At 28.1% G+C, this 25,409-nt stretch carries 22 protein-coding genes; 15 read left to right on the top strand and 7 right to left on the bottom strand.

The genetic code is table 11. The annotated features are described in order from the left end of the window. The first annotated feature begins 1 nt into the window (after nucleotide 1). Complete coding sequence (locus tag ABIV_RS02070) at nucleotides 2-1,096, top strand: cytochrome D1 domain-containing protein (protein WP_114838313.1); 1,095 nt, start codon at nucleotides 2-4, stop codon at nucleotides 1,094-1,096. Beyond that, nucleotides 1,096-1,824, top strand: a complete 729-nt coding sequence (gene cobA / locus ABIV_RS02075) for a uroporphyrinogen-III C-methyltransferase (RefSeq protein ID WP_114838314.1) — start codon at nucleotides 1,096-1,098, stop codon at nucleotides 1,822-1,824. Before ABIV_RS02070 ends, cobA begins: the two co-directional genes overlap by 1 nt. 9 nt (nucleotides 1,825-1,833) lie before the next feature. On the opposite strand, the gene ABIV_RS02080 is transcribed toward cobA, so the two are convergent. Genes ABIV_RS02080 through ABIV_RS02090 form a run of 3 tightly spaced genes read right to left on the bottom strand, consistent with a single transcriptional unit; the run spans nucleotide 1,834 to nucleotide 3,437 of the window. Beyond that, nucleotides 1,834-2,475: a Crp/Fnr family transcriptional regulator gene (locus tag ABIV_RS02080; protein ID WP_114840428.1), complete on the bottom strand. Its 642-nt coding sequence runs from the start codon at nucleotides 2,473-2,475 to the stop codon at nucleotides 1,834-1,836. 16 nt (nucleotides 2,476-2,491) lie between these two features. Further along, a complete protein-coding gene (locus ABIV_RS02085; RefSeq protein ID WP_114838315.1) occupies nucleotides 2,492-2,872 on the bottom strand; it encodes a hypothetical protein in 381 nt (126 codons plus the stop codon). Then, nucleotides 2,862-3,437 carry a precorrin-2 dehydrogenase/sirohydrochlorin ferrochelatase family protein gene (locus ABIV_RS02090; protein ID WP_114838316.1) on the bottom strand — a complete coding sequence of 192 codons (576 nt, stop codon included), beginning with the start codon at nucleotides 3,435-3,437 and terminating at the stop codon, nucleotides 2,862-2,864. The genes ABIV_RS02085 and ABIV_RS02090 overlap by 11 nt, the downstream gene beginning before the upstream one ends. Nucleotides 3,438-3,580: 143 nt before the next feature. Between ABIV_RS02090 and ahbB the strand changes: the two genes are divergently transcribed. Genes ahbB through ABIV_RS02105 form a run of 3 tightly spaced genes read left to right on the top strand, consistent with a single transcriptional unit; the run spans nucleotide 3,581 to nucleotide 6,827 of the window. After that, complete coding sequence (gene ahbB, locus ABIV_RS02095) at nucleotides 3,581-4,576, top strand: siroheme decarboxylase subunit beta (RefSeq protein ID WP_114838317.1); 996 nt, start codon at nucleotides 3,581-3,583, stop codon at nucleotides 4,574-4,576. A gap of 11 nt (nucleotides 4,577-4,587) precedes the next feature. Next, nucleotides 4,588-4,971 carry a hypothetical protein gene (locus tag ABIV_RS02100; protein ID WP_114838318.1) on the top strand — a complete coding sequence of 128 codons (384 nt, stop codon included), beginning with the start codon at nucleotides 4,588-4,590 and terminating at the stop codon, nucleotides 4,969-4,971. A 56-nt stretch (nucleotides 4,972-5,027) separates the two neighbouring features. Further along, nucleotides 5,028-6,827: a UvrD-helicase domain-containing protein gene (locus ABIV_RS02105; protein WP_114838319.1), complete on the top strand. Its 1,800-nt coding sequence runs from the start codon at nucleotides 5,028-5,030 to the stop codon at nucleotides 6,825-6,827. Here ABIV_RS02105 and ABIV_RS02110 read toward each other — a convergent pair. Together ABIV_RS02110 and ABIV_RS02115 are read right to left on the bottom strand one after the other, a co-directional pair. Further along, nucleotides 6,824-7,825, bottom strand: a complete 1,002-nt coding sequence (locus ABIV_RS02110) for an endonuclease/exonuclease/phosphatase family protein (RefSeq protein ID WP_114838320.1) — start codon at nucleotides 7,823-7,825, stop codon at nucleotides 6,824-6,826. The two genes, ABIV_RS02105 and ABIV_RS02110, sit on opposite strands and share 4 nt — an antisense overlap. Then, nucleotides 7,826-9,181, bottom strand: coding sequence for a chloride channel protein (locus tag ABIV_RS02115; protein WP_114838321.1), 1,356 nt, complete (start codon nucleotides 9,179-9,181; stop codon nucleotides 7,826-7,828). It abuts the gene before it with no gap. A gap of 171 nt (nucleotides 9,182-9,352) precedes the next feature. Here ABIV_RS02115 and ABIV_RS02120 point away from each other — a divergent pair, with 171 nt between their 5' ends. Together ABIV_RS02120 and ABIV_RS02125 are read left to right on the top strand one after the other, a co-directional pair. Next, nucleotides 9,353-10,162, top strand: coding sequence for a DUF234 domain-containing protein (locus ABIV_RS02120; RefSeq protein ID WP_114838322.1), 810 nt, complete (start codon nucleotides 9,353-9,355; stop codon nucleotides 10,160-10,162). Between the two features lies 1 nt (nucleotide 10,163). Continuing rightward, a complete protein-coding gene (locus tag ABIV_RS02125) occupies nucleotides 10,164-10,958 on the top strand; it encodes an alpha/beta fold hydrolase (protein ID WP_114838323.1) in 795 nt (264 codons plus the stop codon). Here the strand turns inward: ABIV_RS02125 and ABIV_RS02130 are convergent. Then, entirely contained in the window at nucleotides 10,955-11,722 is a 768-nt protein-coding gene (locus ABIV_RS02130) for an alpha/beta fold hydrolase (protein ID WP_114838324.1), read from the bottom strand. The genes ABIV_RS02125 and ABIV_RS02130 overlap by 4 nt on opposite strands. A 360-nt stretch (nucleotides 11,723-12,082) precedes the next feature. Here ABIV_RS02130 and rpsL point away from each other — a divergent pair, with 360 nt between their 5' ends. From rpsL to ABIV_RS02155, 5 genes are all read left to right on the top strand, one after another. Next, the gene (gene rpsL / locus ABIV_RS02135) at nucleotides 12,083-12,457 is read left to right on the top strand and encodes a 30S ribosomal protein S12 (protein ID WP_114838325.1); all 375 of its coding nucleotides are present in this window, start codon (nucleotides 12,083-12,085) and stop codon (nucleotides 12,455-12,457) included. Nucleotides 12,458-12,473: 16 nt separating this feature from the next. Further along, a complete protein-coding gene (rpsG, locus tag ABIV_RS02140) occupies nucleotides 12,474-12,941 on the top strand; it encodes a 30S ribosomal protein S7 (RefSeq protein ID WP_114838326.1) in 468 nt (155 codons plus the stop codon). A gap of 15 nt (nucleotides 12,942-12,956) precedes the next feature. After that, nucleotides 12,957-15,065: an elongation factor G gene (gene fusA, locus ABIV_RS02145; RefSeq protein ID WP_114838327.1), complete on the top strand. Its 2,109-nt coding sequence runs from the start codon at nucleotides 12,957-12,959 to the stop codon at nucleotides 15,063-15,065. A gap of 238 nt (nucleotides 15,066-15,303) precedes the next feature. Beyond that, nucleotides 15,304-16,173, top strand: a complete 870-nt coding sequence (locus ABIV_RS02150) for an NAD(+)/NADH kinase (RefSeq protein ID WP_114838328.1) — start codon at nucleotides 15,304-15,306, stop codon at nucleotides 16,171-16,173. 4 nt (nucleotides 16,174-16,177) lie between these two features. Continuing rightward, nucleotides 16,178-17,722, top strand: coding sequence for an AAA family ATPase (locus tag ABIV_RS02155; RefSeq protein ID WP_114840429.1), 1,545 nt, complete (start codon nucleotides 16,178-16,180; stop codon nucleotides 17,720-17,722). Here the strand turns inward: ABIV_RS02155 and ABIV_RS02160 are convergent. Then, the gene (locus ABIV_RS02160) at nucleotides 17,712-19,625 is read right to left on the bottom strand and encodes an ankyrin repeat domain-containing protein (RefSeq protein WP_114838329.1); all 1,914 of its coding nucleotides are present in this window, start codon (nucleotides 19,623-19,625) and stop codon (nucleotides 17,712-17,714) included. The two genes, ABIV_RS02155 and ABIV_RS02160, sit on opposite strands and share 11 nt — an antisense overlap. 165 nt (nucleotides 19,626-19,790) lie before the next feature. Between ABIV_RS02160 and ABIV_RS02165 the strand changes: the two genes are divergently transcribed. From ABIV_RS02165 to ABIV_RS02175, 3 genes are all read left to right on the top strand, one after another. Further along, a complete protein-coding gene (locus tag ABIV_RS02165) occupies nucleotides 19,791-22,658 on the top strand; it encodes a methyl-accepting chemotaxis protein (RefSeq protein WP_205526943.1) in 2,868 nt (955 codons plus the stop codon). Nucleotides 22,659-22,785: 127 nt separating this feature from the next. Continuing rightward, on the top strand, nucleotides 22,786-24,096 hold the full coding sequence (locus tag ABIV_RS02170; RefSeq protein ID WP_114838331.1) for a peptidase U32 family protein: 1,311 nt from the start codon (nucleotides 22,786-22,788) through the stop codon (nucleotides 24,094-24,096). 2 nt (nucleotides 24,097-24,098) lie between these two features. Further along, on the top strand, nucleotides 24,099-25,403 hold the full coding sequence (locus ABIV_RS02175; RefSeq protein WP_114838332.1) for a hypothetical protein: 1,305 nt from the start codon (nucleotides 24,099-24,101) through the stop codon (nucleotides 25,401-25,403). Nucleotides 25,404-25,409: the final 6 nt, after the last annotated feature.

Genomic DNA, 25,409 nt, shown 5'->3' on the forward strand with positions numbered 1-25,409 from the left:
GATGAGATTTTTAAAATGGTGTTTATTAATACTTGTAATAGTTGATTTTTTACAAGCAGGTGAGAAAATTTTTGTTGTGGAGAGAGAAGACTCCTCTCTTGCTGTTATTTCTAAAGATTCTAAAACAAATAGAATAGAAAATATGAGAAATATGAATCATGGGGTTGTAAAGTTTAGAGACAAAGATGCTTATGTGATTTCAAGGGATGGTTATGTAATAAAGTTTGATCCTCTCTCAGAAAAGATAATTAGTGAATATAAAACTTCAAAATCTGCAATTGGCTTTGTAATTGGAGAGTATTATGTTGCAGTTGCTAATTATGATGATAAAAGTGTAGATATTTTAACAAGAGATTTACAACCTATTAAAAAAATCTTTACGGGCTCTAAAAATGTAGGTATAAAAATCTATAAAAACTATCTAATCTTTTCACAAATGGATAATGATATTATCTCTGTATATAAGGATTTAAATCAAGGTTTAAAAAAGCCTGACTTTAAACTTTTTAAAGAGTTTAAAGATATTGGAGAACTACCCTTTGATGCCATGATAAAAGATGAAAAGTATATTGTGGGCTTTTTTACTTCTAAACACTTTGGGGTAGTAGACTTAAATACAATGCAGTTTAAAAAAGTAAAAATCTTTTTAGATGAAAATAGGCAAATGGTTTTAAAAGTTCCACACTTTGGATTTTGGTCTATAGGTGGGGATAAGGTATTTGTTCCTGCTGTTGGAGATAAAAAAGTATTAGTTTATGGTAATGATTTTGAATTTATAAAAAATATTAAAACAAAAGGTTTACCTGTTTTTACAAGTTTAAGCCCTAAAAAAGATTTCCTAGCAGTGACTTATTCAGGAAAAGATTTTCCAACGATTGAGATTATTGATACAAAAAGTTTAGAAATTATAAAGAGCTTTACTTTTGATGGAAAGGTTTTACATCTTAGATGGTCTAATGAAAAACCAAATCTTTATGTTTCTGTAAATGATACAAATAAAGTTGTACTAATTAATACTAAAAACTGGACAATTGAAAAAGAGATTTTAGATATTAAAAAGCCTTCTGGAATATTTATTTATAAAAGGAGTGAATAATGGCAAAGGTATATTTAACAGGAGCTGGTCCTGGTGATATGGAACTATTAACTTTAAAAGCAGTAAGAGTAGTTGAGCAAGCAGATATTATTATTTATGATAGGTTAGCAAATCCAGAGATTTTAAAGTTAGCAAAAAAAAGTTGTGAAAAGGTATATGTAGGGAAAAAGGATGGGGAACATTGTGTTCCTCAAGATGAGATAAATGAGATAATCTATCAAGCTGCTTTAAAATATGAAAAAGTAGTTAGATTAAAAGGGGGAGATCCTTTTGTTTTTGGAAGAGGAGGGGAAGAAGCAATTTATCTTTATGATAGAGATATTGAGTTTGAAATTATTCCAGGTATCACTTCATGTATAAGTGTTCCTGCTTATGCAGGTATTCCTGTAACACATAGAGGAATTACTACTTCTTTTAGAGTTGTAACGGGACATGAAACTCCAAATAAAAAGATTTCACAAATAGAGTGGGAAAGTTTTTTAAATGATGAAACTATTGTTTTTTTAATGGGATTTCATAATATAAAACTTATTACTACAAAACTTCTTAGCTTAGGTAAAAGTAAAGACTATCCCTGTGCTGTAATCTCTCAAGGTACAACAAGTAATCAAAAAGTAGTCGTTTCAACTTTAGAAAATATAGTAGAGGCTTCAAAAAATATGCCAACTCCTGCAATTATAGTTATTGGAGAAGTTGTAAAGTTAAGAGAAAAAATAAAGTGGTTTTAACAACCACTTCTATTTTTCTAATCTAAAAATCTCTTCAAGTTTTTCTCTATTTACAGTTCTATTTTTTGTATCAACTAACCCTTCATCTTTAAAATATTTTAACATTCTTGACAAGGTTTCAGGAGAGATATTTAAAATCTCTGCAATAAGTATATTTTTTGTATTAAAAAAATGTTCAGGTTGCTCATAGATATATTTAGCAATTCTCTCTTTTGAATCTAGAACAATATGTAAAGAAACTAGTTTTTCTAGATTTCTTATTTTTTTTATCAAAGAAGTTTGAATTATAAAAGCAAGTTTAGGATTATTATAAATAATCTCTTTTAATTTAAGAAAATCAATTTTTAAGACTTCTGAATCAATAAAACATTGAGCTGTAGCAGGGTAGGCAATATTTTCAAAATTTGCAACTTCTGCAATAAATTCATTAGCATGAAAATATTTCAAAATAATCTCTTTATCATTGGATGAGGTTTTATATACTTTGATAATTCCTTTTGTAAGAAGATATAAAAATTTAGATTTTTCTCCTTCATAAAATAAGATATTATCTTTTGATAATTTTATAACAGAAGTAATCTTTGAAATCTCTTCTAAAGTATCATCATCTAAATCTCTAAATAGATAAATCTCTTTTAATTGATCCTTCATCATAAGAGCCCCTTTTTTATTTTATTTGAAAATACTCTTTTACCCAATTTAATTCATCATTTGTTTCTAAGGTTATTCTTTTAATCTCTTTTTTCTCTTTGTTATAAATAATCAATATATTCTTATCTAATTTTAAAAACTCTTTAGCCCATAGTTTTTCTAGTTGTTCCAATCTTAAAAAGACTTGTTTTGCCGGTGGTTTCTCTTTTATTCCAGTTGTTTTATCAACAATAGATAAACCTCCTGCTCTTTTTTCAATAATATAAGGTATATAGTTCTCTAAGATTGAATAGACTCTTTCATTTCTAGCAGAAGGCATTGACTCCTTTAACGCAGTAATACTTAAGAAGATAAAAATTATAAAAAAAGCAATAATTAATAAAGGTTTAGATTTCATTTTTTCTCCATTTTGATATATATTCTTTAGCTTTTTTATCTAAGAATTGCATTCTTTCTTCCCCTTTTGGTAGAGTATCTCTATACTCTTTCATATTTTTTAAAAAGCCACTTACAGAGTTTGGTATTATTTTTTCTAAATATATTCTAAGCTGTTTAGCAAAAGCGGGAGAAGTTCCTGCCGTAGAGATAGCAACTGTTAAATCTCCTTTTTTTAAATAAGCAGGAAAAATAAAATCACAACAATTTGGCAAATCTACACAATTACATAGGCAATTATGACTTCTCGATTCTATATATATTTTTTCTTGCAAAGAGATATCATCTATGGCTGCAATAATAATATCAAAGCCTTTTATATCTGTATGCGCATACTCTTTTTGTATATAGTTTAAAGAAGTAACAGCAATTAAGTTAGAAATATCTCTTGAATACTCTTTTGATAAAAGAGTGATATCACTAGTAAATTCAAGTAAATGCATTAATTTTTCATAGGCAATAGTACCACCTCCAATAATTAATACTTTTTTATCTTTAAGTTTTATGAATGCTGGGAAATATGCCATTTATACTCTTTTTACTTATTTTATTTTCTAAGTATATTTAAATATATAGATAAAAACATTAACATATATCAATTATTGTTTTATATCAATGTAAAAAATATAGATTGTTGTTATACTTGAAAAATTTGACTTGGGATAGAACAATGAAAAATGAGATTTTATATAGAATACAAAAAAGTTTTCCCCTAGTGAGAAGACCTTTTTTCAGGATTGCACAAGAGTTAAAAATAAGTGAAGAGGAAGTACTTCAAACTCTTCAATTACAAAAAAGTAATAATATAATAAGGCAAACATCAGCCATATTAGATACAAAAAAATTGGGTTTTAAATCCTCTTTAGTTGCTTTTGAAGTAAAAAAAGAGAATATAGATAAAGCTGTAGAAATTTTAAATTCTCACCCTGGTATTTCCCATAATTATGAAAGAAACCATAGTTATAATATTTGGTTTACTCTTGCAATTGCTCCAAATTCTAAAAGTACTTTAGAAGAGACAGTCAAACAATTATCAATTTTATGTGATGCTTTAGATTATATAATTTTACCTACTTTAAAACTTTTTAAAATTTCTGTTAAATTAGATACTACAAATAAACAAAATAAAAAAGAGAGAGTTGAAAATAAAGAGTTCAAAACTATGAAACTAGAAGAAAAACATTTTAATCTTATTAAAGAGATACAAAATGATATTGAGTTTGTACAAGAACCTTTTAAAAAGATAGTTGAGAAGTTAAATCTAAGTTATGATGATTTTTTTACTACCTTAAAAGAGTTTCAAGAGTGTGGAATTATGAGAAGATTTGCTTCTATTTTAAATCATAGACAAGCAGGATTTAATGCAAATGCAATGGTTGTTTGGGATATTGATGAAAAAGAAGCAGACACCATAGGTAAAATTGCTGCTAGTTTCTCAAATGTTTCTCATTGCTACTTAAGACCTAAGTATCAAAACTGGAATTATAATTTATTTACAATGATTCATGGAAAAACAAAAGAAGAAACAAATGAGGTTATCAAAAATATAGAAAAAGAGATTGAATATAAATCAAACTTACCTTTATATTCTTCAAGAGAATTTAAAAAAGTAAGAATTAAATATTTTAGTGATGATTTTAAAAATTGGGAAGATAATTATTTATAAAGGATTTTAAAATGGAACTATTTTTTAAACTTGAAGCAGGCTATTTAGCAATAGCACTTTTTATTTTAGTAATTACTCTTTTTGTAACTACAAGAAAATTTATGCCTAAAGGTGCTTTAAAAAAAGGTTTTTTTATTGTAAGTATCACACTTTCAATACTTATTGGTACACATTATTTAGTAACTACTAATAGAATAGATAAAGTGGAAACGGCTTTTAATGAGGGTAAAAAGATTATTTGTGAAAGCAAAACTTTACGAAAAGTTGCTCAAAGTATTATTATTGAAAAATCAAATGAGTGGAAACTAGAAAATCATTTTTTTACTTCGCCAAATTATTCAAGAGGTTTTTTTAGTGCAAGGTGCATTGAATATACTTCTGTTGAGTTAAAGTAAAATTGCAAACTGTAATACTTTAATTTAGATATAAAATTTTTTGCTACTATTCTTTTATGAATTTAACAAGTGAACAAAAAGATATAGTAAAAGCTGTAAAAAAATATAAAAATATAAAGATAAATGCCTTTGCGGGAACAGGGAAAACAACAACTTTAAAATTAATAGCAAATGAATATAAAGAGAAAAAGATTTTATATCTTGCTTTTAATAGTGCAATAAAAAATGAAGCTAATTCTCTTTTCCCTAATAATACAAATGTAAAAACAACACATGGTTTAGCATACTCTGCTGTAAAAAAATATACTCAAGTTGATTTAAACTCTTTAGTAAATTATCGAGCAATTGATATTTCAAAAGAGTTTGAAATCCCATATACACAAGCAATAGGTGCTTTAAAAATCTTTGAAAACTTTTGTAATAATACTCAAGATGAGATTACAAAAGATGATTTAGAACATAAAACTGCAAAAAAGATGTTTGACTATATGCTAATTGGAATGTTAAAACCAAGTCATAGCTTCTATTTAAAATACTATTATCTTCTTCTTTCTAAAGAGCAAATTCCCCAATTTGAATATGATATTGTAATGTTAGATGAAGCCCAAGATACAAATGAAGTTACTTTGGGTATTTTTGAAGCTTTAAATTCAAAAGTAAAAGTTTATGTGGGAGATAAACATCAGCAAATTTACTCTTTTAGAGGAAGTAAAAATGCTTTAGAAAAAATCTCTTGTGATAAGGAACTATATCTATCTACAAGTTTTAGATTTAATGAAACAATAGCAAATTATGCAAATATCTTATTGGAAAATTTTAAAAATGAAAAAGTAAAAATCAAAGCAGTAGAAAAAGAGAAAGAGCTAAATACTAATGGTTATGTTTCAAGAACAAATGCCCAACTTATTTCTGTTATTTCCAAAAGAATTGAACATAGAAAACCTTTTGTAACAGTAAGAAATCCAGAAGAGATATTCTCTTTGAGTATAGAAGTTTTTTATTTGTTAAATAATGAAAGAGAACAAATAAGAAAAAATATATTTTTAAAAGATTTTAAAGATGAAGATGAATTAAGTTCTTATGCCAAAGAAGTAGATGATTTTGAACTAAAAACAGCATTAAAAGTTGTACGAGAGTATAAAGAGAAGATCTTTGAGTTTAAAGAAGTAGCTATAAAATTTTATAAGGCTTGGCAAAATAGAGCTTTGAATAATTTTGATAAAAGAGTTAATGAAATTCTATTTTTAACTACAGCACATACAGCAAAAGGTTTAGAGTGGGATAGTGTAGTTATTGCAGATGATTTTCCAAATTTTGCAGATTTGATTTTTGATTTAGGTTATGATAGTTTAAAGCAGTTTCAAAGTGAACTACTTAAAATCTCTAATCAAGAATTAATAGATGAATTTAATCTTTTTTATGTGGCTTTAACAAGAGCAAAAGAGGTTTTAGTAAAAGATAGTGAAAACTTCCATTATCTTATGAGTTCTAAAATTGATAAATTAATCAATAGAAAAATAGCAGAAGATAAAGAGAGTTTTGAAAAAGATGAAGATAAAGTAAATCTTTCAAAAATGCAATATGATGAACTCCAATTACTAAAAGAGAAAAAGAATTTAGAGCAAGGTAAAGCTAAAAAAAGTGGATTAAAATGGAGTTTAGAAGAAAAAATCAAATTAAAAAGCCTTTATAAAAAAGATACTACAATTTTATTAATTGCTTCAAAACTTGAAAGAACACCAAGTGCTATTTTAGGAGAACTTTTAAAAAGTGAAATTATAAATAAACAAGAGCAAATATTTTTAGGTAATCTAATTAAAGATAGAAAAAAAGCTTCAAAAAGCTCTCTTTCTTAATCTTTTAATAAAAGCTCACATACAACAGGAGCATGGTCACTTTTATTTAGACTTCCATCACGATTTTCTTGTAAATGTTTGTCAAATACTTCATAAGAGTTTATTTTTCCAAGATGATTTTTATATCTTTTATCAAACTCTTTTGAAACAAAAATATAATCAATTACATTTCCATAAGATTGATAATAACTTGTGGGAGTTCTTTTTATCTCTTTTTGTTCAGGATGTGGATTATAAACTTTTTTGTCATATAAATAATAAGCATCATGTAAGAGATTGAAATTTTTATCTAACTCTTCATGATAGGCTCTATTTGTAAGTGCATCTATACTTAAAGAGTACTCTTTATCATTTAAATCACATAAACAAATTATTGGAGTTTTTGTTCTTTTAAAGTCATAATATAAAGAAGAAGTCTCACAAAGCCTCTGTTTTAGTGCAGGGGAATAATCCTTTTCTAAAGCATCTTTTACCTTCTCTTTTTTTATTTTAAGAGTATCTTTTTCTGTAAAGATATACTCAAATTCATTTAACCTATTTGATTTAAAGTGATTTACATAAACTGTTATTTCTAAATTATTAGGAAACTCAATTAAAGCTTTAATCGGAACTCTTGAAAATCTAAAGGTGCCTTTGAAATTATATTTTTTTAGACTGTAGCCATTTGCTTTTACTTGAGAAACTTTTTTAATAGGATATTTTGAAGCAAGAGCTAATGTTGTAGTAGTATAGATATTTGGATGAGTTTTACTAATTTTTGCATCATCTACAGTAATAAAGTATTTAAAACCAAGTTCTTTAACTAACTCTTCAAGAACCTCTTTTGAAAAGACTTCTTGAAAACCTATAACATCGCAGTTTAGCTCTTCTATTTGGTTTTTTATCCATAAGATTTTTTCATTCCACTCTTTATTTGAAAACTTCTCTTTTTTTGTATAGTATGAATAAGGTGGTGCACAAAATTGAAAAAGATTAAAAGTTGCAAATCGTAAAGTCATCTATCTCTTTGCACTCCATTTAAATCTTTTTTTAAAGTCTTCAACTTTTGTCCTACTCTTTATGCTTAAATCTATTTTACTCTCTTCTATATTATTTCCAAAATCAATATTTAACATATCAGATTTTGAGAATTTTAATATTTGAGAAGGAAAAACACTTCTATGTCCTGTTATTAAAAAAGTAATTACAGCACTTATTGCTGCATAGTGAGCGATATCAATACCAAAAAGCTCAACTGCCATAATGGTTGCTGCAATTGGAGCATTTGTTGCTCCTGCTAATACACTTGTAAATCCTAATGCTGCAAATAAAGCTAAATGTTCTCCTACTAAACTTCCAAAGAAGTGTCCACTTGTAGCACCTACATAAAAAAGAGGAGTAATAACTCCACCACTTCCTCCAGCTCCTAAAGTAATAGAGGTATAAAAAGTTTTTGCAATAAAAGAGTACCAAGGAATATCTTCAATCAACTCAGGATTTGAAAAAAATAGTTTTGCAATAGTATCAAGTCCTAAACCAAAAAATTGGTCTCCAATAAAAAAAGAGAGAACAACTAAAAATATACCTGCAATAAAAGCTTTTAAATAAGGATTTAGTTTAATTGCTTTAATTTTTAATTCTGTTTGTTTTAAAACAGTTATAAACATATAAGATACAAGACCAAAAAATAGACCAGCTAAAGCAACTTTTAGAATAAGAGTAATTTCAAAAGGTAAAAACTCCATATAATAATAAGTATAATGAACTCCCAGTAGTTTAGCAGTTGTAAAGGCTGCAAAACCTGCTATAAAAGAGGGTAATAATACATCATACATAATAATACCTACAATTAATACTTCTATTCCAAAAATTGCACCAGAAATAGGTGTTCCAAAGACAGAAGCAAAACCAGCACTAATACCACAAATTACTAATTTTTTTCTATCTCTTGCAGAAAATTTTGCAAGTTTTGAGATAAAAGAAGCAGCACCTGCTCCAATTTGTGCCCCAGGTCCTTCTTTTCCTACTGAGCCACCAGTAAAGATAGTAATAACAGTAGCAACAAGTTTTATAGGGATAACTGCAAAATCTATTTTCCCTTCATTTTTATGTACTGCTTCAATAATCTTTTCAGTTCCATGCCCTGAAGCACTAGGTGCATAAGTCTTTATTAAATATACAGTAATAACCAAGCCAAAAGGCAAAAGAAAATATGAAGGAAAAGGTAAAAACTCTTTTAAGTTCTCTGATTGATGAATAGTATTTAAAAAGAAGGTTACAATAGCACCAATAATAGCTCCTACAGTAGAAGATAGAAGCACCCATTTCAATACACTAAAAAATATAACTGATTGTTCAAGGAGATGTTTTTTCATGAGAATACTTTATAAATAAATATCTTTCATAATTTTAGCAAAATAATATGTCATTTATCTGATATAATAGCGTAAATAAAAAAATTTAAAAAAGGCTTTATAATTATTCTAACAAATAAAACACTAATTGAACAGTTTCAAGATTTTTGTGAAACAAATAAACCTAAAGATATGCAAACAGCAGTAAATTATTTTGCAATATTTGGTGGATTAGATATTAAACTTGATTTATCAAAACCCTTAAGAACTCTAATAATAAGACACATCTTAGATGAGTTTTATGAAATTCATGACTATATTGAAAAAAAGACAAAAAATTCATCACTTTATCATAAGATATTAACAGGTGCTTCATTAGGAGATAGAAGAATTAATAGTGCTTTTAAAAGAGCAGATTTAGAGTATGAAGAGGCGATTGAATCTATTGAAAAACTAGAAGAGTTAGAGTTTATTACACAAGAGACTTCAATGGATTTCTTAACAAATCAATTTGAAGAGAATGAAACAGCAGATAAACTTCTTTTCACAACTCCATTTTTAAGATTTTGGTTTGCTTTTGTTTCTCCTTTATATAAAGGAATTGCAAGGGAAGATTATGATGAGTGCTTTAAAAAGTTTGATAATTATCAAGCTGAATTTATGGATTTAGTTTTTGAACAATTATGCCATGAATATATTAAAGTAATTTTTGAAGATGATGAGATAGAAGAGATAGGTAGATATTGGGATGATGAAAAAAGAGAAATAAATATTTTAGCACAAACTAGAAGTGGAAAAGTTATAGTAGGAAGCTCTAAATATTCAAACTCAAAAATGAAAAATAGTGAAATTGGAAAATTAAAAGAACTTTGTGAAAAGCTTGAAATAGTGCCTGATTATGTTGTTTTATTTTCAAAAAATGGTTTCACAAATGAATTGAAATCTCAAAAAAATGAGAGTCTTAAACTTTATACAGTAAAGAGTTTAAAAGGGCTTTTATAAAATGTCTATAAAAAAGTTTGCTTATGAATCTAATCATTTTTTAGAGTATAGTGATTATAATAGCTCTTGCTCTAAAACTCTAGTAATGCTCTATGGAACTTTTGGCACAATAAAGCAAGATGAGTTAGCAAACTTTTTAAAAGAAAAAAATATAAGATTACTTGTGATAAGTAGAGTAGGTTATGGAAACTCTACTTATAAAGAGTTAGCAAACTATTTAGATTACTCAAAACTTTTAATAAAACTACTTGACTCTTTACAAATAGAAAACTTCTCTTTATTTGGAATATCAGCAGGTGCTTTACACTCTTATTGTCTAGAGACAATGATAAAACACAGAGTTGATAATATTTTTGTTTATGGTGGTATGGCAGCAATTAATGAAGAAGAAGTTATTAAGTGTTATGGTAATTATGAGCAGATAAAAAGATTTTATGAATTCTTTGCAAAGCAAAGTGCAGAAGCAAATGGAGAGTTTATGTTTAGCTTTTATAGTGAAATCTTTAGTGAAGAGCTTAAAAACTCTTCTCGCTTTAAAGATTCTCTTGCAAATGAAAAAAAAGGCTTAGGGCAAGAGGTCAAACTTCAAAGTAAAACATGGGGTTTTACTATTAAAGATGTTGAGGCTAAAGTCTATATGTATCATGCAAAAGATGATATGGAAGTTCCTTATCAAGGAGCTGTAGAAACAGCAAAACTACTAAAAAACTCAAAGCTAAACTTAGTAGAAGAGGGTGGACACTTTAATAAAAGTTCTTTCTTTGAATTTAGTGAATTTATTTCAACTAAAATCTAAACTTCTATTTTATTTATAAACTCTTCTACTTTTGTAGCAAAATATACAGGACACTCTATCATAGGATAGTGACCCGCTTCCATGCACTCTATTATCTCAAAATCATTGTAATACTCATCAAATTGTTTTTTTACATTGTTTTTATGAAATGCAGGTAAATCATGGTGTCCTACTATTATTTTTATAGGAATTTTTATATCTTTTACCTCTTCTATAAAATCAGTTGTAAGATACATAGTCATATATCCAGTTCTAGCCTCTAAGGTTGAAGCTTCATATCCCATCTTAATTCTGTAGTTTTTCCAAGGTTGGCTGTATCTTTTGCTTGCACTTTCAACTACATGTTCGATTAGGTTTTCATTTTTTTTCATACTTTCAAGTAGTTTTGCTTGTGCATCTGGTTTCATTTTTATACCAGCTGCTGAAATAGGAGTGATAAGAATTAGTTGTTTTACTCTATCGTCTATTAAAGCAAGTTTTTGTGCAATCATTGTTGACATAGAGTGAGCAATAATATCTACAGAACTAAGATTTAAATGAGTGATGAGGTTTTTTACATCATTAGAAGCTTCATTGCATGAGTACTCACCTTTGTAATCTTTTGATAAACCATATCCTCTAAGGTCTGTAAAATAGTAGGTAAATTTTGTAGTATCTAGATATGGAAATATTGCTTCATAGTTTGCACAAGAACCCATAAGTTCATGTAAAACTATAATAGAAGTATCACCAGTACCTATTTTTTTATAATTTAATATAGTCATGAAATCTTCTTTAGTTTTTTGAAATATTAACATTTTTATATGTAATTTATATGAAAAATAGAACTTTGTAACCTAATTGAAATCATTATTTTTTATAATTTCATCGACGCTAAAAAGCGCCAAGGATTATTTTGACTCTCAACAATCTAATCCCTCTCAAAAAGACTTATACATCTCGTCCCAAAAATTATGTATAAGTCTCATTTAAGTTTAACTTAAGTATAATCCATGACTTTTTTAGAAAACTCAACGTTTCCTAGAATGGTAGTATCGTTTTGATTATGTAACTTAAACATATGTCAAAGTATGCGAGAAGCATGAGCCGCTTTAAAGCTCAAACCAAATTTTATAAGGAAAGAAATGCCTACTATCAATCAACTTGTTAGAAAAGAGCGAAAAAAGGTGATTAAAAAATCTAAATCGCCAGCTTTAGACAAATGTCCACAAAGAAGAGGAGTATGTACAAGAGTATATACAACTACACCAAAGAAACCTAACTCGGCTTTAAGAAAAGTTGCAAAAGTTAGATTAACAACTGGATTTGAGGTTATCTCATATATCGGTGGTGAGGGTCACAACTTACAAGAGCACTCTATCGTATTAGTTAGAGGGGGAAGAGTTAAGGATTTACCTGGTGTTAAGTATCACATCGTAAGAGGTGCTTTAGATACTGCTGGTGTTGCAAATAGAACTGTTGCAAGATCTAAATATGGTACTAAAAGACCTAAGAAATAAGTAGAAGGATAAGATAATGAGAAGAAGAAAAGCTCCAGTTAGAGAAATTATGGCTGATCCTATCTACAATAGCAAAGTGATCACTAAATTTATTAATACAATTATGTTAGATGGTAAAAAATCTACTGCACAAAAAATTATGTATGGTGCAATTGCAAACTTAGATACTAGAGGTGAAGAGTCTGGTATTGAATTATTTGAAAAAGCAATTGAAAATGTTAAACCACTTTTAGAAGTAAAATCTAGAAGAGTTGGTGGAGCTACATACCAAGTTCCTGTTGAAGTTAGAGCTGTAAGAAGACAAACTTTAGCATTAAGATGGTTAGTTGATGCTTCTAGAAAAAGAAATGAAAGAACTATGGTAGAGAGATTAGCAAACGAGTTATTCGAGGCTGCTAATGAAAGAGGTGCATCATTCAAGAAGAAAGAAGATATGCACAGAATGGCTGAAGCAAATAAAGCATTTGCTCACTATAGATGGTAATAGGGAACAATTAAAATGGCTAGAAAAACACCACTTTCAAAAGTTAGAAACATTGGTATTGCTGCTCACATTGATGCAGGAAAAACAACAACAACAGAAAGAATTTTATTCTATACTGGTGTATCTCACAAAATTGGTGAGGTTCACGAGGGTGCTGCAACTATGGACTGGATGGAGCAAGAGCAAGAAAGAGGTATTACAATTACTTCTGCTGCTACAACTTGTTTCTGGAATCACCCAAAAACAAATGAACAACTACAAGTAAACATCATTGACACTCCAGGTCACGTTGACTTCACAATTGAAGTTGAGAGATCTATGAGAGTTCTTGATGGTGCTGTAGCTGTATTTTGTTCAGTAGGTGGAGTTCAACCTCAATCTGAAACAGTTTGGAGACAAGCAAATAAATATGGTGTACCAAGAATTATCTATGTAAACAAAATGGATAGAACTGGTGCAAACTTTTTTAATGTTGAAAAACAAGTTTCTGAAAGATTAAAAGCTAATCCTGTTCCAATTCAAATTCCTATCGGTGCTGAAGATGAGTTCAAGGGTGTAATTGATTTAGTTAAAATGAAAGCTATCGTATGGGATGACGATGCTGCTATGGGTTCTGCATACTCTGAAGAAGAAATTCCAGCTGAATTATTAGAGCAAGCTGAAGAATATAGAGAAAAAATGGTAGAAGCTGCTGCTGAATCAGATGAAGCTTTAATGGAAAAATACTTTGAAGATGGTGATTTATCTGAAGATGAAATCATTGCAGGTATTAAAAAACAAACTTTAGCTATGGCTATTACTCCAATGGTTTGTGGTACATCTTTTAAAAATAAAGGTGTTCAAACTTTACTTGATGCTGTTGCTTTATATTTACCAGCACCAACTGAAGTTGCTGACATTAAGGGTGAAACTCAAGATGGTGATGCTGTAATCGTTCCTTCAACTGATGAAGGTGAAGTTGCTGCATTAGCATTCAAAATTATGACTGACCCATTTGTTGGACAATTAACATTTACAAGAGTTTATAGAGGTGTTTTAGAATCTGGAACATATGTAATGAACTCTACAAAAATGAAAAAAGAAAGAATCGGAAGATTACTTAAAATGCACGCAAATAATAGAGAAGAAATTACTCAATTATTCGCAGGTGAAATCGGTGCAGTTGTTGGTTTAAAAACAACTATTACTGGTGATACATTAGCTTCTGAAAAAGATCCTGTAATTTTAGAAAGAATGGATTTCCCGGATCCAGTTATTTCTGTTGCAGTTGAGCCAAAAACTAAAGCTGACCAAGAAAAAATGGGTATTGCTTTAGGTAAATTAGCTGAAGAAGATCCATCATTCAGAGTAAATACTGATGAAGAGTCTGGACAAACTATTATTTCAGGAATGGGTGAGTTACACTTAGAAATCCTTGTAGATAGAATGAAAAGAGAATTCAAAGTTGAAGCTGAAGTAGGTGCTCCACAAGTTGCATATAGAGAAACTATCAAAAATGCAGTTAAACAAGAGTACAAATATGCTAAGCAATCTGGTGGTAAAGGTCAATATGGTCACGTATTCTTAGATATTAAACCATTACCTGCTGGATCTGAAGATAACTATAAATTCAACAACGAAATTAAAGGTGGGGTTGTACCAAAAGAGTATATTCCTGCAGTTCAAAAAGGTTGTGAAGAAGCTATGGCAGGTGGTGTACTTGCTGGTTATCCAATGGTTGATATTGAAGTTACATTATTTGATGGTTCTTACCACGACGTTGACTCATCTGAAATGGCGTTTAAATTAGCTGCTTCTATGGGATTCAAACAAGCTTGTAGATCTGCAGCAGCTGGTGCAGTAATCTTAGAGCCAATGATGAAAGTTGAAATCGAAACTCCTGAAGAGTATATGGGAGATGTTATCGGTGACGTTAACAAAAGAAGAGGACAAGTTCAATCTATGGATGAAAGAGCTGGTGTTAAACTAGTTACTGCTTTAATTCCATTATCTGAAATGTTCGGATACTCTACTGACTTAAGATCTATGTCTCAAGGTAGAGCAACTTATGCAATGTTATTTGATTCATATGCAGAAGTTCCAAAGAATGTTTCTGAAGAAATTATTGCTAAGAGAAACGGTTAATCACGTTAATAAGAAGTGAATTTCTTCACTTCTTTAGTGATTAACGAGCTTTTCTATATGTAATAAAAATTTTAATTTCGTAATTACATAGAAAAGGTCTGAACTAAGCACATACATAATTGTGCGTAGTTTTACTTCAAAGCTCAAGCTTCGGCTTGGGCTTTTTTTATACCCACTACTTTTTAACTTTTAATTAGATAAAATCTCTACAAATTATATAATCAAATAGGAAATATATTTGAAACTTACAAGAAGTGCAAAAAAACTCGAAAAAAAGAGTAAAGCAGGGATTATATTAAAACCTGATTCTCCAGAAATTGAAAAAGAGTATTATGAAATAGTTGACTATTTTAAAGCTCATAATATAGAGACATTTGTAGAAGAAAGAAGTTCTAAGATGTTGAATATTAGTGGGGGTTTAAAATTAGAAGAACTATGTAAAAAAGTGGACTTTTTAGTATCAGTTGGAGGAGATGGAACACTATTATCAGTAGTTCGTAACTCATTTGAATTTAATATTCCTATACTTGGTATTCATTTAGGAACATTAGGTTTTCTTACGGATATTGTTTATGAAGAACTTCCAAAATTTTTAATTGATTTTATGAATAATAACTATAGAATTGATAATAGAATGTTAGTAGAGTGTCAAGTAAATAATAAATCTTTTGTAGCTTTTAATGATATTGTAATTTCAAGAAAAACTGTATCTTCTATGATTAAAATTAAAGCAAAAATAAATGGCTCATCTTTTAATAACTATTATGGAGATGGAGTTATTATTTCAACACCAACTGGTTCAACTGCTTATAACTTATCTGTTGGTGGTCCAGTTGTTTATCCTTTAACTGAAGCTTTTATTATTACTCCTGTTGCACCACATAGCCTTACTCAAAGACCTCTTGTAATGCCAGCAGATATAGAAATAGAATTTAAAATAAAAGATGAACAAGGTGCTATCTTACTTATTGATGGACAAGATACTTATGAAGTAGATAATGAAGCAGTTATTAAAGTAACTATTGCAAAACAAAAAGCAAAGTTAATTCATAGAACAAAAAGAAACTTCTTTGAAGTTTTAAATGATAAATTACAGTGGGGTAATTAATTTTATGATTGAAAGAATTTATTTAAAAGATTTTTTATCATTTGATGAAGTAGAGATGGAACTTGATAAAGGTTTAGTCATTTTTACAGGACCTAGTGGAGCTGGAAAATCAGTTTTAATGCAATCAATTTTATCTCTATTTGCTATTACTGAGAGTAAAGCAAGTTTGGGAGAAGTTTCATTAATAAATAGCAATATAGAAGATGAAGTATATGATATTTCAAAAGATGATGAGATTATAATTAAACAGATAAAAAAAGATAAAGTAAGATATTTTTTAAATGCTCAAACTATCTCAAAAAAGAATTTAAATGGCTTTTCAAAGAAGTTAATTAAACATCTTCATTTAAAAGATACAAGTGATTTTGATAGTAAAAAATTAATCTCTTTTCTTGATTCTTTATGTGCAAAAAAAAATAAAGAGTATTCAAAATTAAAAGAACAATTTGATATAGAGTATAAAGAGTTAGAAAGAACAAGAAAAGAGCTAAAAAAAATAATTGAGGATGAATCAAAACTTGAAGATTTAAAAGAGTTTGCAAAGTTTGAAATTGAAAAAATAGAAAGTATTAATCCTAAAGTAGATGAGTTTGAAGAGCTAGATTCTATAAAAAAGAAGTTATCAAGAAAAGAGAAAATAGAAGAAGCGATTAAATTAGCAAGTCCAATCTTTGATTATACAACTCATGTAAATAAAGCTTTAGAACTTTTAGATGAAGATTCAACATTTTTTGATGAGAGTTTAAATGAGTTAAATAATATCTTTGAAAAGTTCAATGACTCTTTATATGAGTTAGAAGAGTTAGATATTGAGACAGTATTAGATAGATTAGAAAAACTAGCTGGACTACAAAAAAGATTTGGTTCTATAGAAGAAGCAATTGCATATAAAGAAGAGAAGCAAAAAGAGTTAGACTCTTATGAGAATATCTCTTTTGAAAAATCTCAATTAGAAAAAAATCTTAAAAAATTAGAAGAGAGTATTTTTAAATTAGTAGAAGAAATTTCACTTTTTAGAAAAGAGTCTGTAAAGATTTTAGAAGAGAAAATAAATCATTATTTAAAATATTTATATCTTTCAAATGCAAATATAAAATTAAATAAAAAAGAGTTAGATTCAACAGGTATTGATGAAGTAGAATTTGAACTAAATGGAGTTAATCTTGAAACAATCAGTAGTGGAGAATTTAATAGGTTAAGACTTGCTCTTTTAACTTCAATTAGTGAGTTTGAGATAGTAAATAATGGAATACTATTTTTAGATGAAATTGATGCAAACTTAAGTGGAAAAGAGAGTTCAGCAATTGCAACTGTTTTAGAAAAACTTTCACAAAATTATCAAATCTTTGCTATTTCTCATCAACCACAATTAACATCAACTGCTGATATTCATTTCTTAGTTGATAAAAAAGATGGTGTTTCTAGTGTAAAAAAACTTGATGATAAAGCAAGAGTAGATGAGATTGCAAGAATGATAAGTGGGGCAGATATAACTGAAGATGCTTATACCTTTGCTAAGAATTTATTAGAAAAAAGAGTTAGTCTATAACCTCAAACTCTTTTTTCATATTTTCTATTAATTTAGTTACTTTCTCTTTTTTTAATCTATCTTTTGTCTCTTCTAATAATTTTGGTAAATTATCATGAAACTTTTTTAAGAAAGTTAAGATGTATTTTGTCTTTTTATGAGGATTATTTATATGTGCTTCAAGTTGAATCATCTCTGATACAATTTTTGAATATCCAAGAAAAGCTGCATAGTTAATTGGTAATACTCCAAACTTATCTGGTTTATTTAATTGCTCTTGACAATGAGCATAGATATATTTAAACATCTTTAAATCATTTTTCCAAACTGAGTTATGAAGCATATGTCTACCTTTATTATCAACTGCTTTTAGATTTGCTCCATTTTTCATAAGAATTCTAACTACATTGATATCAAGATTTAAAATTGCTTTATGAAGAACAACTCCACCAAATGAGTCAGTTGCATTTACATTTGCTCCAAGAAGTAAAATAGTACCAAGATTTTCATAGTACTTTTTCTTTTTTATTTCATTCTCTTCTTTTAAACCCTCTTCCATATATTTATAAAGAATATGAATTCCTTCCATATCTGTTTGGTTTACATCTGCTCCATGCTTAATAAGAAGTTTTATTAAATCAAAATTTCCATATCTTAAGGCTTCAAAAAAGTAGGGTTCTCTTTTAGAATTAAGCATTGTAAGATTTGCATTTGTATTTTGTAAAACAGCTTCAAGTAATGTTATATAATCAGTATCTGAACTAATTTCTGAAAATCTAGGTTTTTTATCACTTTTGACTGTTAGGATAGCTTCAATTAATTTTTCAATAGCTGTAACATTTTCTTTATCTTTAATATTAGGATCCGCTCCAAAATCTATTAGAACATGATTTATTTCCATATAACTTGAATCTCTAATAATAGATTGACTAAGTGCTGTTTGTCTATCCCTATTTTTTATATTAATATCTATTTCACAATCTAATAAAAGATTTAAAACTCTTATTGATTTATATCTTACGGGTAAAGAAATAGCAGTTTCATTTGCATAGTTGCAAGTTTCAAAATTAATTCCACTATTTGCAACAAGAGGTATCATTTGAATTAAATTTTCTAACTCTTCTTGTGCCTCATTAAAATCTTCAACTAAATCATTTTGAATATTTTTCTCTTTTTCTAAAACTATAGAAAGAAGATGTAATAAGATATTATTTCCTTTTTCATCAACATGGTCTATATCAACAATTTGTGTAAAAGGAGCAAATAACTTTTTACTTTTTACTCCATTTTCAACAATATAAAAAAGTGCATTTCTTTGATGTTCATCTACTGTACTAAATTTGTCAAACCTAGGAATTAATAGTTTGAAAATCTCTTCATCTAAAAAAGTCTCATTATAAAAAAGTATTTGATGTTTATTCTCTAAATTTGGATTATCTAATAAATCTTCTACTATCTCAATTGATTTATTTTTAATAGCAACTTGAAGTAGGGTTAATCCTTGATGATTTTTTTTATTTACATCAGTTACCTTATGTTTAATTTTCTTATAAATATCTACTAAGTTATTTTCAATAATATACTCTATAGCAGAAGTTCTATCATAATCTACTCTATTAACATCAACATCATATTTGATTAACTCTTCAATACATTCAATATAATTATATTTTGAAGCAATCAATAAAGCAGTTTGACCTTCTCCATCAACTTCTCTTACATTTATTTTATTTTTAAGTAACCACTTTACAGCTTTAGGTTTATTTTCTAAAGTTGCAATATGTAAAAAGTTTTGTAAGTTTTGATTTGTATGATTAATATTTATATGTTCTAAAATTGAATCTGCTTTTGATTCGTTAAAATTTTTACTTTTTATCTCTTCAATTAAATCATCCGCAGTTTTTTTAAATAGTTTTCCTATCATAAATTACTCCAATAAAATTGGATTTTAACATAATAAAAGAAAAATAAAAATAATTTTTACAAATTAAGTAATTAACTTGACAAATTTTGTTTTATAAAGATAGAATAAGTCAAAATAATAAAAAGGGATACTAATATGGGCGCATTATCTATTAAAGGGAAACTATTGATAATCTCGTTAATAGCAATTGTATTAGTTACAGTGATAACTGCAGTACAATCTATTTACTCAATCAAAGAGTTATCTAAGAAGGACGTTGAAAATTTTAGAAAGGAATCTTACTTAAAAAAAGAGAAAGAGTTACAAAACTATGTCTCTTTAGCAATGAAAACAGTTAATTCATATTATGAAAGAACTGCCATTGACAAAGTAAAAGTTGAAGTTCAAGAAGATTTAAAAGAACAAACAGGTTTTCTTTTTTCAATCTTAGAAGCTGAATATAAAAGATTAAATGGAAAAGTATCTCAAGAAGAGCTGAAGACAAGACTTAAAAGTATTGTTGAAGGTACAAGATATGGGGAGTCGGGGTATTTTTGGATAAATGATACTGATGCTGTAATGGTAATGCATCCAATTAAACCATCATTAAATAATAAAGATTTAGCTGAATTTAAAGATAAAGGTGGAAAGAAAATCTTTACAGTTTTTGCAGAAGTTGCAAAAAAAGATAAAGAGGGTTTTGTTGATTATGTTTGGCCAAAACCTGGATTTGAAAAACCACAACCAAAAGTATCTTTTGTAAAACTATTTGAACCTTTTAACTGGGTTGTTGGAACAGGGGAATATGTATCTGATGTTTCGGCACATCTTAAAAAAGAGGCTTTAAATGCTATTAAGAATATGGGTTATGGAAAAAATGGATATTTCTGGATAAATGATTCTCATCCAAAAATGGTAATGCATCCAATTAAACCTGCTCTTGATGGAAAAGACTTATCTGCTTCAAAAGATACATCAGGGAAACTTTTATTTAATGAAATGTCAAAAGTTGCCAATGATAAAGCTGAAGGTGGACTTGTAAAATATATGTGGGAAAAACCAGGGAAAGATGTTCCTCAGCAAAAATTCTCTTTTGTACAAAGATTTGCTCCTTGGGATTGGATTATTGGAACTGGTGAATATGTAGATGATATTGAAGATAGTATCTTGGCTATGGAGCAAAGAACTAATGATGAAATTAACTCTATCATTACTTATATTTTAATTTTTATTTTAATCTCAGTGGTAATTATTTATGCAGTATATAGCTATTTAGTAAAAAAAGTAATTGGAGACCCATTAGAAGATTTAAAAGAAGCAATCACTTTATTATCAAATAACTCAGAAACTACAAGTGAAATTAAAAAAACAAATAATGATGAAGTAGGTGAAGTTGTAGATGCCTTTAATGCTTATATCAAATCTTTAAAAGATGGATATGAAGAGGATGCAAAAGTTATAGATGAAGTTAAAGATGTAATTCAAAAAGTTAATAATGGATTCTATGTTTACAAGGTACAAAAAACTTCAAATAATCCACAAATTCAAGAGTTAAGAACTTCTATTAACTCTATGATAGAAGGAACAAATAGTAAGTTAGAAGAGATTAATAATATTTTAATTGAATATGGAAACTCTAATTTTGATTATAAAACAAGTGTAAGTAGTTCTGCTTCAAATGGTATTATAGGTTCAATTTTTACAAGTGCAAAACAACTTGGAGGAACAGTATCTGAATTCTTATCTATGATTACAACAACAGGAGAGAAGTTAAATGGAGATACAGATGTTTTATCAGCATCATCATCTTCTTTATCAACTTCAGCAAATGAACAAGCTGCTTCTTTAGAACAAACAGCAGCAGCTGTTGAACAGATTACTTCTATTATTAAATCAAGTAATGAAAAAGTAAATAGAATGTCTAGTTTAGCAAATGAATTAAATAAATCAGCAAAAGATGGACAAGAACTAGCTTCTAAAACAACAAGTGCAATGGAAGATATTGATGTTCAGGTAAGTTCAATTAACGAAGCTATTACAGTAATTGATCAAATTGCTTTCCAAACAAATATTCTTTCATTAAATGCCGCAGTAGAAGCAGCAACAGCAGGTGAAGCTGGAAAAGGTTTTGCAGTTGTTGCACAAGAAGTAAGAAACCTTGCAAATAGGTCAGCTGATGCAGCTAAAGAGATTAAAGCTTTAGTTGAAAATGCAACTTCAAAAGCAAATGAAGGTAAACAAATTGCTGATAATATGATTGGTGGATATAGTGAATTAAGTTCAAAAGTAAATGAAACAATTGAACTTATTGCAGATGTAAATGGCGCAAGTAAAGAGCAAGAAACTGGAATAGTTCAAATCAATGATGTTGTAAACTCTCTTGACCAAGCAACTCAAAGAAATGCAGCTTCTGCTACACAAATTAGTTCTTTAGCAAATGAAGTTGCAACTTTATCAACAAATATGCTTGATATTGCAGATAGAGCTAAATTTAATGAGAATAAGAAAAAAGAGATTTGTGATATTAATTTAGTGTTTGAAATTTCAAAATTAAAAAATGACCATATTGTATTTAAAAATAGTAACTTCTCAAAACTAGGAGAAACAACTTCTTCATGGAAAGTTATAACTTGCCAAGAGTGTGATTTTGGTAAGTGGATTACAAAACAAGAGAGTAAAGGATTAGACTTTACAAGAACGTCAAATTGGACTGCACTAAAAGAACATCATACAAAGGTTCATAATGCAGTTCAAGAATATATTACAGAAAATGCAAACTCAGCATCTAACTCAACATTAGAGATGATTTCTAAAAAACTAGAAGATGAAACTGATGCTTTATTTGCTGCAATGGATAATATTAAAGTTGACCATTGTAAAAACTATATTGTAAGTAGTGAAAAAAGAGAAGTGCCTAAGTCTAAACCTAAAACTGAAGTGACAAAAAAATCTCAAGAGACAACTTCTGTTAAAAAAGTTGATACACCTACAAAAAGTAATAGTACAATAATAACTGCAAATAACAATGATGACGATGAATGGGAAAGCTTTTAAAGCCTTCTCTTCATCTTAAGCATAATCTTATAAAAATCAACTAATTTTTTTTAAATTTTTAAACTATAAAAACTTTTGATATAATTTCGCTTTTAAAAACAGTGTCTTGGAAACACAAAGGAATATAATGAACAAAAATAATAAAGTAGAATTACTTTCTCCTGCTGGTAACTTGGAGAAATTAAAGATTGCTTTTGCCTATGGAGCAGATGCAGTTTATGGTGGAGTAAGCCACTTTAGTTTAAGAATTAGAAGTGGAAAAGAGTTTACCTTTGAAACATTTAAAGAGGGAATAGATTATGCACATGCAAGAGGTAAACAAGTATATGCAACAATAAATGGTTTTCCATTTAATTCACAAATAGATTTATTAAAAAAACATATTATTAAAATGGCTGAATTAGAACCAGATGCATTTATTGTAGCAGCTCCAGGAGTTGTAAAACTTTGTAGAGAGTTAGCTCCTCAAATACCAATTCATTTATCAACACAAGCAAATGTATTAAATTATTTAGATGCACAAGTATTTTGGGATATGGGTGTAAGAAGAATTATTGCTGCAAGAGAAATATCTTTAAAAGATGTTCAAGAGATTAAAAAACATTTACCAGAGATGGAAATAGAGATTTTTGTACATGGTTCTATGTGTTTTGCTTATTCTGGAAGATGTTTAGTATCAGCAGTACAAATGGGAAGAGTACCAAATAGAGGTTCTTGTGCAAATGATTGCAGATTTGAGTATACATTATATGCTGCAAATGAAGATCATAGTACTCTATTTAGACTAGAAGAAGAACCAGGTGTTGGAACATATATTTTTAATGCAAAAGATATGAATTTAGCATCACATGTAAATGAAATTTTAGAATCAGGAGCAGTTGATTCTATTAAGATTGAAGGAAGAACAAAATCTCCATATTATGCAGCAGTTACAGCTTATGCTTATAGATCAGCAATTGATGATTATGAGGCTGGTAACTTTGATGCTAATAAATATCAAGAAGAACTTGCAACAACAAAAAATAGAGGTTTTACAGATGCTTATTTAGTACACAAACCTTTTGATAGAAATGATACACAAAACCATGAATATGCTTTAAGTAAAGGTTCTTATGAAGTAAGTGGTCTTGTTACAGAAGATGAAGAACATTTCCTTTGTAAATATAAAACTTATCCAAATGAAGAGACAGAGATTTTTGCTCCTTTAAACTCAGAAATTGCAGAAGTTGATAATGAAATAGGAAAAATTTATAAAAAAGAGGATGGAAAATATTATCTATCTTTTAAAAAGATTTTAACTGAAACAAATAAAGAGTTAGAGTCAGTACATAGTGGAAATACAAATAAGATAAAACTTCCTGGAAAATTACCATATCTTACTATGCTAAGAGTAAAAAATGAGGAAGAAAATTGTTGTGAAGGTTCTTGCAATAATTAAGAATGGTAGTATTTAGAGTAACTGATAATATTAATATAAAAACTACAGATGGTACTTTAATTAAGTATGAAAAAGTTAAAGGACCATCTAACTTACTAAATGAAACAATCTATATCTCGACATTAGAAGATTTTAATGATTTAAAAAGAGTTCTTGCTAGTGTTGGAAATAAATATAAAGCAAAGATAATAGATGAATCAAAGGTTAGGTATTTAAGTCAATTTCCTAGAGAATTAGGAATTACAAATATCAATGAGTATAATATTACAAATAATCTAAATTATAAATATAAAAATACAAATATATTAACTAAAAATAGTAACTCAGTACTAGAGTCATTATACCTAAATGAAGAAAAAGCAGATTTGCAGAAGCAAGTAGAAGGGGTACTAAAAAGAGATATAAGTATTGTAATACTTGGAAATTTAGGTTTTAGTATCTCTGAAATGATTTGTGCTTCTACAGCTTTAAGAATCTTTTATGAAAAGTTAATGAAAGTATTTAAAAGTGTAAAAATAGATATCTATTTAAATGCTTCAGAAAATAGATTCTATACCAGAGATAAGACAATTTTCTCAAATCAAACTTTTATAAATAAAGTAAGTGCTTTATCTATTGATGTAAAAGAGTTTTGTCAATATGATTTTTTCATAGATGCAAGTTCCGTTTCAAAAAGAAGTTTTTATGAAACTTTAAATCACACAGATGCTTGGTTATATAAATTAGGAATTGATTATCAAACAATACCTAATGAGATGAAATATAATCAAATAAATATAGCTGCATATAGACCTAAAAAAGAGCTAGAAGATAAAATAAAAACTATTAAAAAAAGAGGAAAGGTTTTATTATATCATCCATATTCAGCAAATGCTCAAAAATCTATTCCAAAAGAAATAGCAGTAAGGTTTTTAAAGAAGCTTATTGAAAAAATGCCTGAGTATACTTTTATCTCTGCTTTGAAACTTGATTCAAAATTTTCCCATGAAAGGTATTTTGATTTAAATAATGATTCTTCAAGTTTTTTAGATTTTTGTTATATCGTATCAAATGCAACTAAGATCTTAACTGTAGATACAGCAACTTATTATATTGCTGATGCTTTTTTTATTCCAACAGTTGTAATATATACAAATAGAAAAAAACAGACAATGGAATATAATTTATCAAAAGCTATTTTTGTAAAAGATGAATCTAAAAATTTTAGTCAATTTATTTTTAGAGATGAGTCGTTACTTTTATACAGGTTTGATGGTTGGCAAAAGCTTAAAGCTTCAAAAGTAATTAAGTTATTAGAAAAACTTTGATAAAAT

Origin of the sequence: Halarcobacter bivalviorum, from assembly GCF_003346815.1 — a bacterium.
Taxonomy (GTDB): Bacteria; Campylobacterota; Campylobacteria; order Campylobacterales; family Arcobacteraceae; genus Halarcobacter; species Halarcobacter bivalviorum.

Bases quoted from the DNA above. Each gene is read 5' to 3' on its own strand.
- ABIV_RS02115 (WP_114838321.1), bottom strand. From the start codon at position 9,181: ATGAAAAAACATCTCCTTGAACAATCAGTTATATTTTTTAGTGTATTG.
- rpsL (WP_114838325.1), top strand. From the start codon at position 12,083: ATGCCTACTATCAATCAACTTGTTAGAAAAGAGCGAAAAAAGGTGATT.
- ABIV_RS02090 (WP_114838316.1), bottom strand. From the start codon at position 3,437: ATGGCATATTTCCCAGCATTCATAAAACTTAAAGATAAAAAAGTATTA.
- ABIV_RS02125 (WP_114838323.1), top strand. From the start codon at position 10,164: ATGTCTATAAAAAAGTTTGCTTATGAATCTAATCATTTTTTAGAGTAT.
- ABIV_RS02105 (WP_114838319.1), top strand. From the start codon at position 5,028: ATGAATTTAACAAGTGAACAAAAAGATATAGTAAAAGCTGTAAAAAAA.
- ABIV_RS02080 (WP_114840428.1), bottom strand. From the start codon at position 2,475: ATGAAGGATCAATTAAAAGAGATTTATCTATTTAGAGATTTAGATGAT.
- ABIV_RS02120 (WP_114838322.1), top strand. From the start codon at position 9,353: ATGCAAACAGCAGTAAATTATTTTGCAATATTTGGTGGATTAGATATT.
- ABIV_RS02160 (WP_114838329.1), bottom strand. From the start codon at position 19,625: ATGATAGGAAAACTATTTAAAAAAACTGCGGATGATTTAATTGAAGAG.
- ABIV_RS02070 (WP_114838313.1), top strand. From the start codon at position 2: ATGAGATTTTTAAAATGGTGTTTATTAATACTTGTAATAGTTGATTTT.
- ABIV_RS02155 (WP_114840429.1), top strand. From the start codon at position 16,178: ATGATTGAAAGAATTTATTTAAAAGATTTTTTATCATTTGATGAAGTA.
- cobA (WP_114838314.1), top strand. From the start codon at position 1,096: ATGGCAAAGGTATATTTAACAGGAGCTGGTCCTGGTGATATGGAACTA.
- ABIV_RS02085 (WP_114838315.1), bottom strand. From the start codon at position 2,872: ATGAAATCTAAACCTTTATTAATTATTGCTTTTTTTATAATTTTTATC.
- ABIV_RS02110 (WP_114838320.1), bottom strand. From the start codon at position 7,825: ATGACTTTACGATTTGCAACTTTTAATCTTTTTCAATTTTGTGCACCA.
- ABIV_RS02100 (WP_114838318.1), top strand. From the start codon at position 4,588: ATGGAACTATTTTTTAAACTTGAAGCAGGCTATTTAGCAATAGCACTT.
- ABIV_RS02130 (WP_114838324.1), bottom strand. From the start codon at position 11,722: ATGACTATATTAAATTATAAAAAAATAGGTACTGGTGATACTTCTATT.
- rpsG (WP_114838326.1), top strand. From the start codon at position 12,474: ATGAGAAGAAGAAAAGCTCCAGTTAGAGAAATTATGGCTGATCCTATC.
- ABIV_RS02170 (WP_114838331.1), top strand. From the start codon at position 22,786: ATGAACAAAAATAATAAAGTAGAATTACTTTCTCCTGCTGGTAACTTG.
- ABIV_RS02175 (WP_114838332.1), top strand. From the start codon at position 24,099: ATGGTAGTATTTAGAGTAACTGATAATATTAATATAAAAACTACAGAT.
- fusA (WP_114838327.1), top strand. From the start codon at position 12,957: ATGGCTAGAAAAACACCACTTTCAAAAGTTAGAAACATTGGTATTGCT.
- ahbB (WP_114838317.1), top strand. From the start codon at position 3,581: ATGAAAAATGAGATTTTATATAGAATACAAAAAAGTTTTCCCCTAGTG.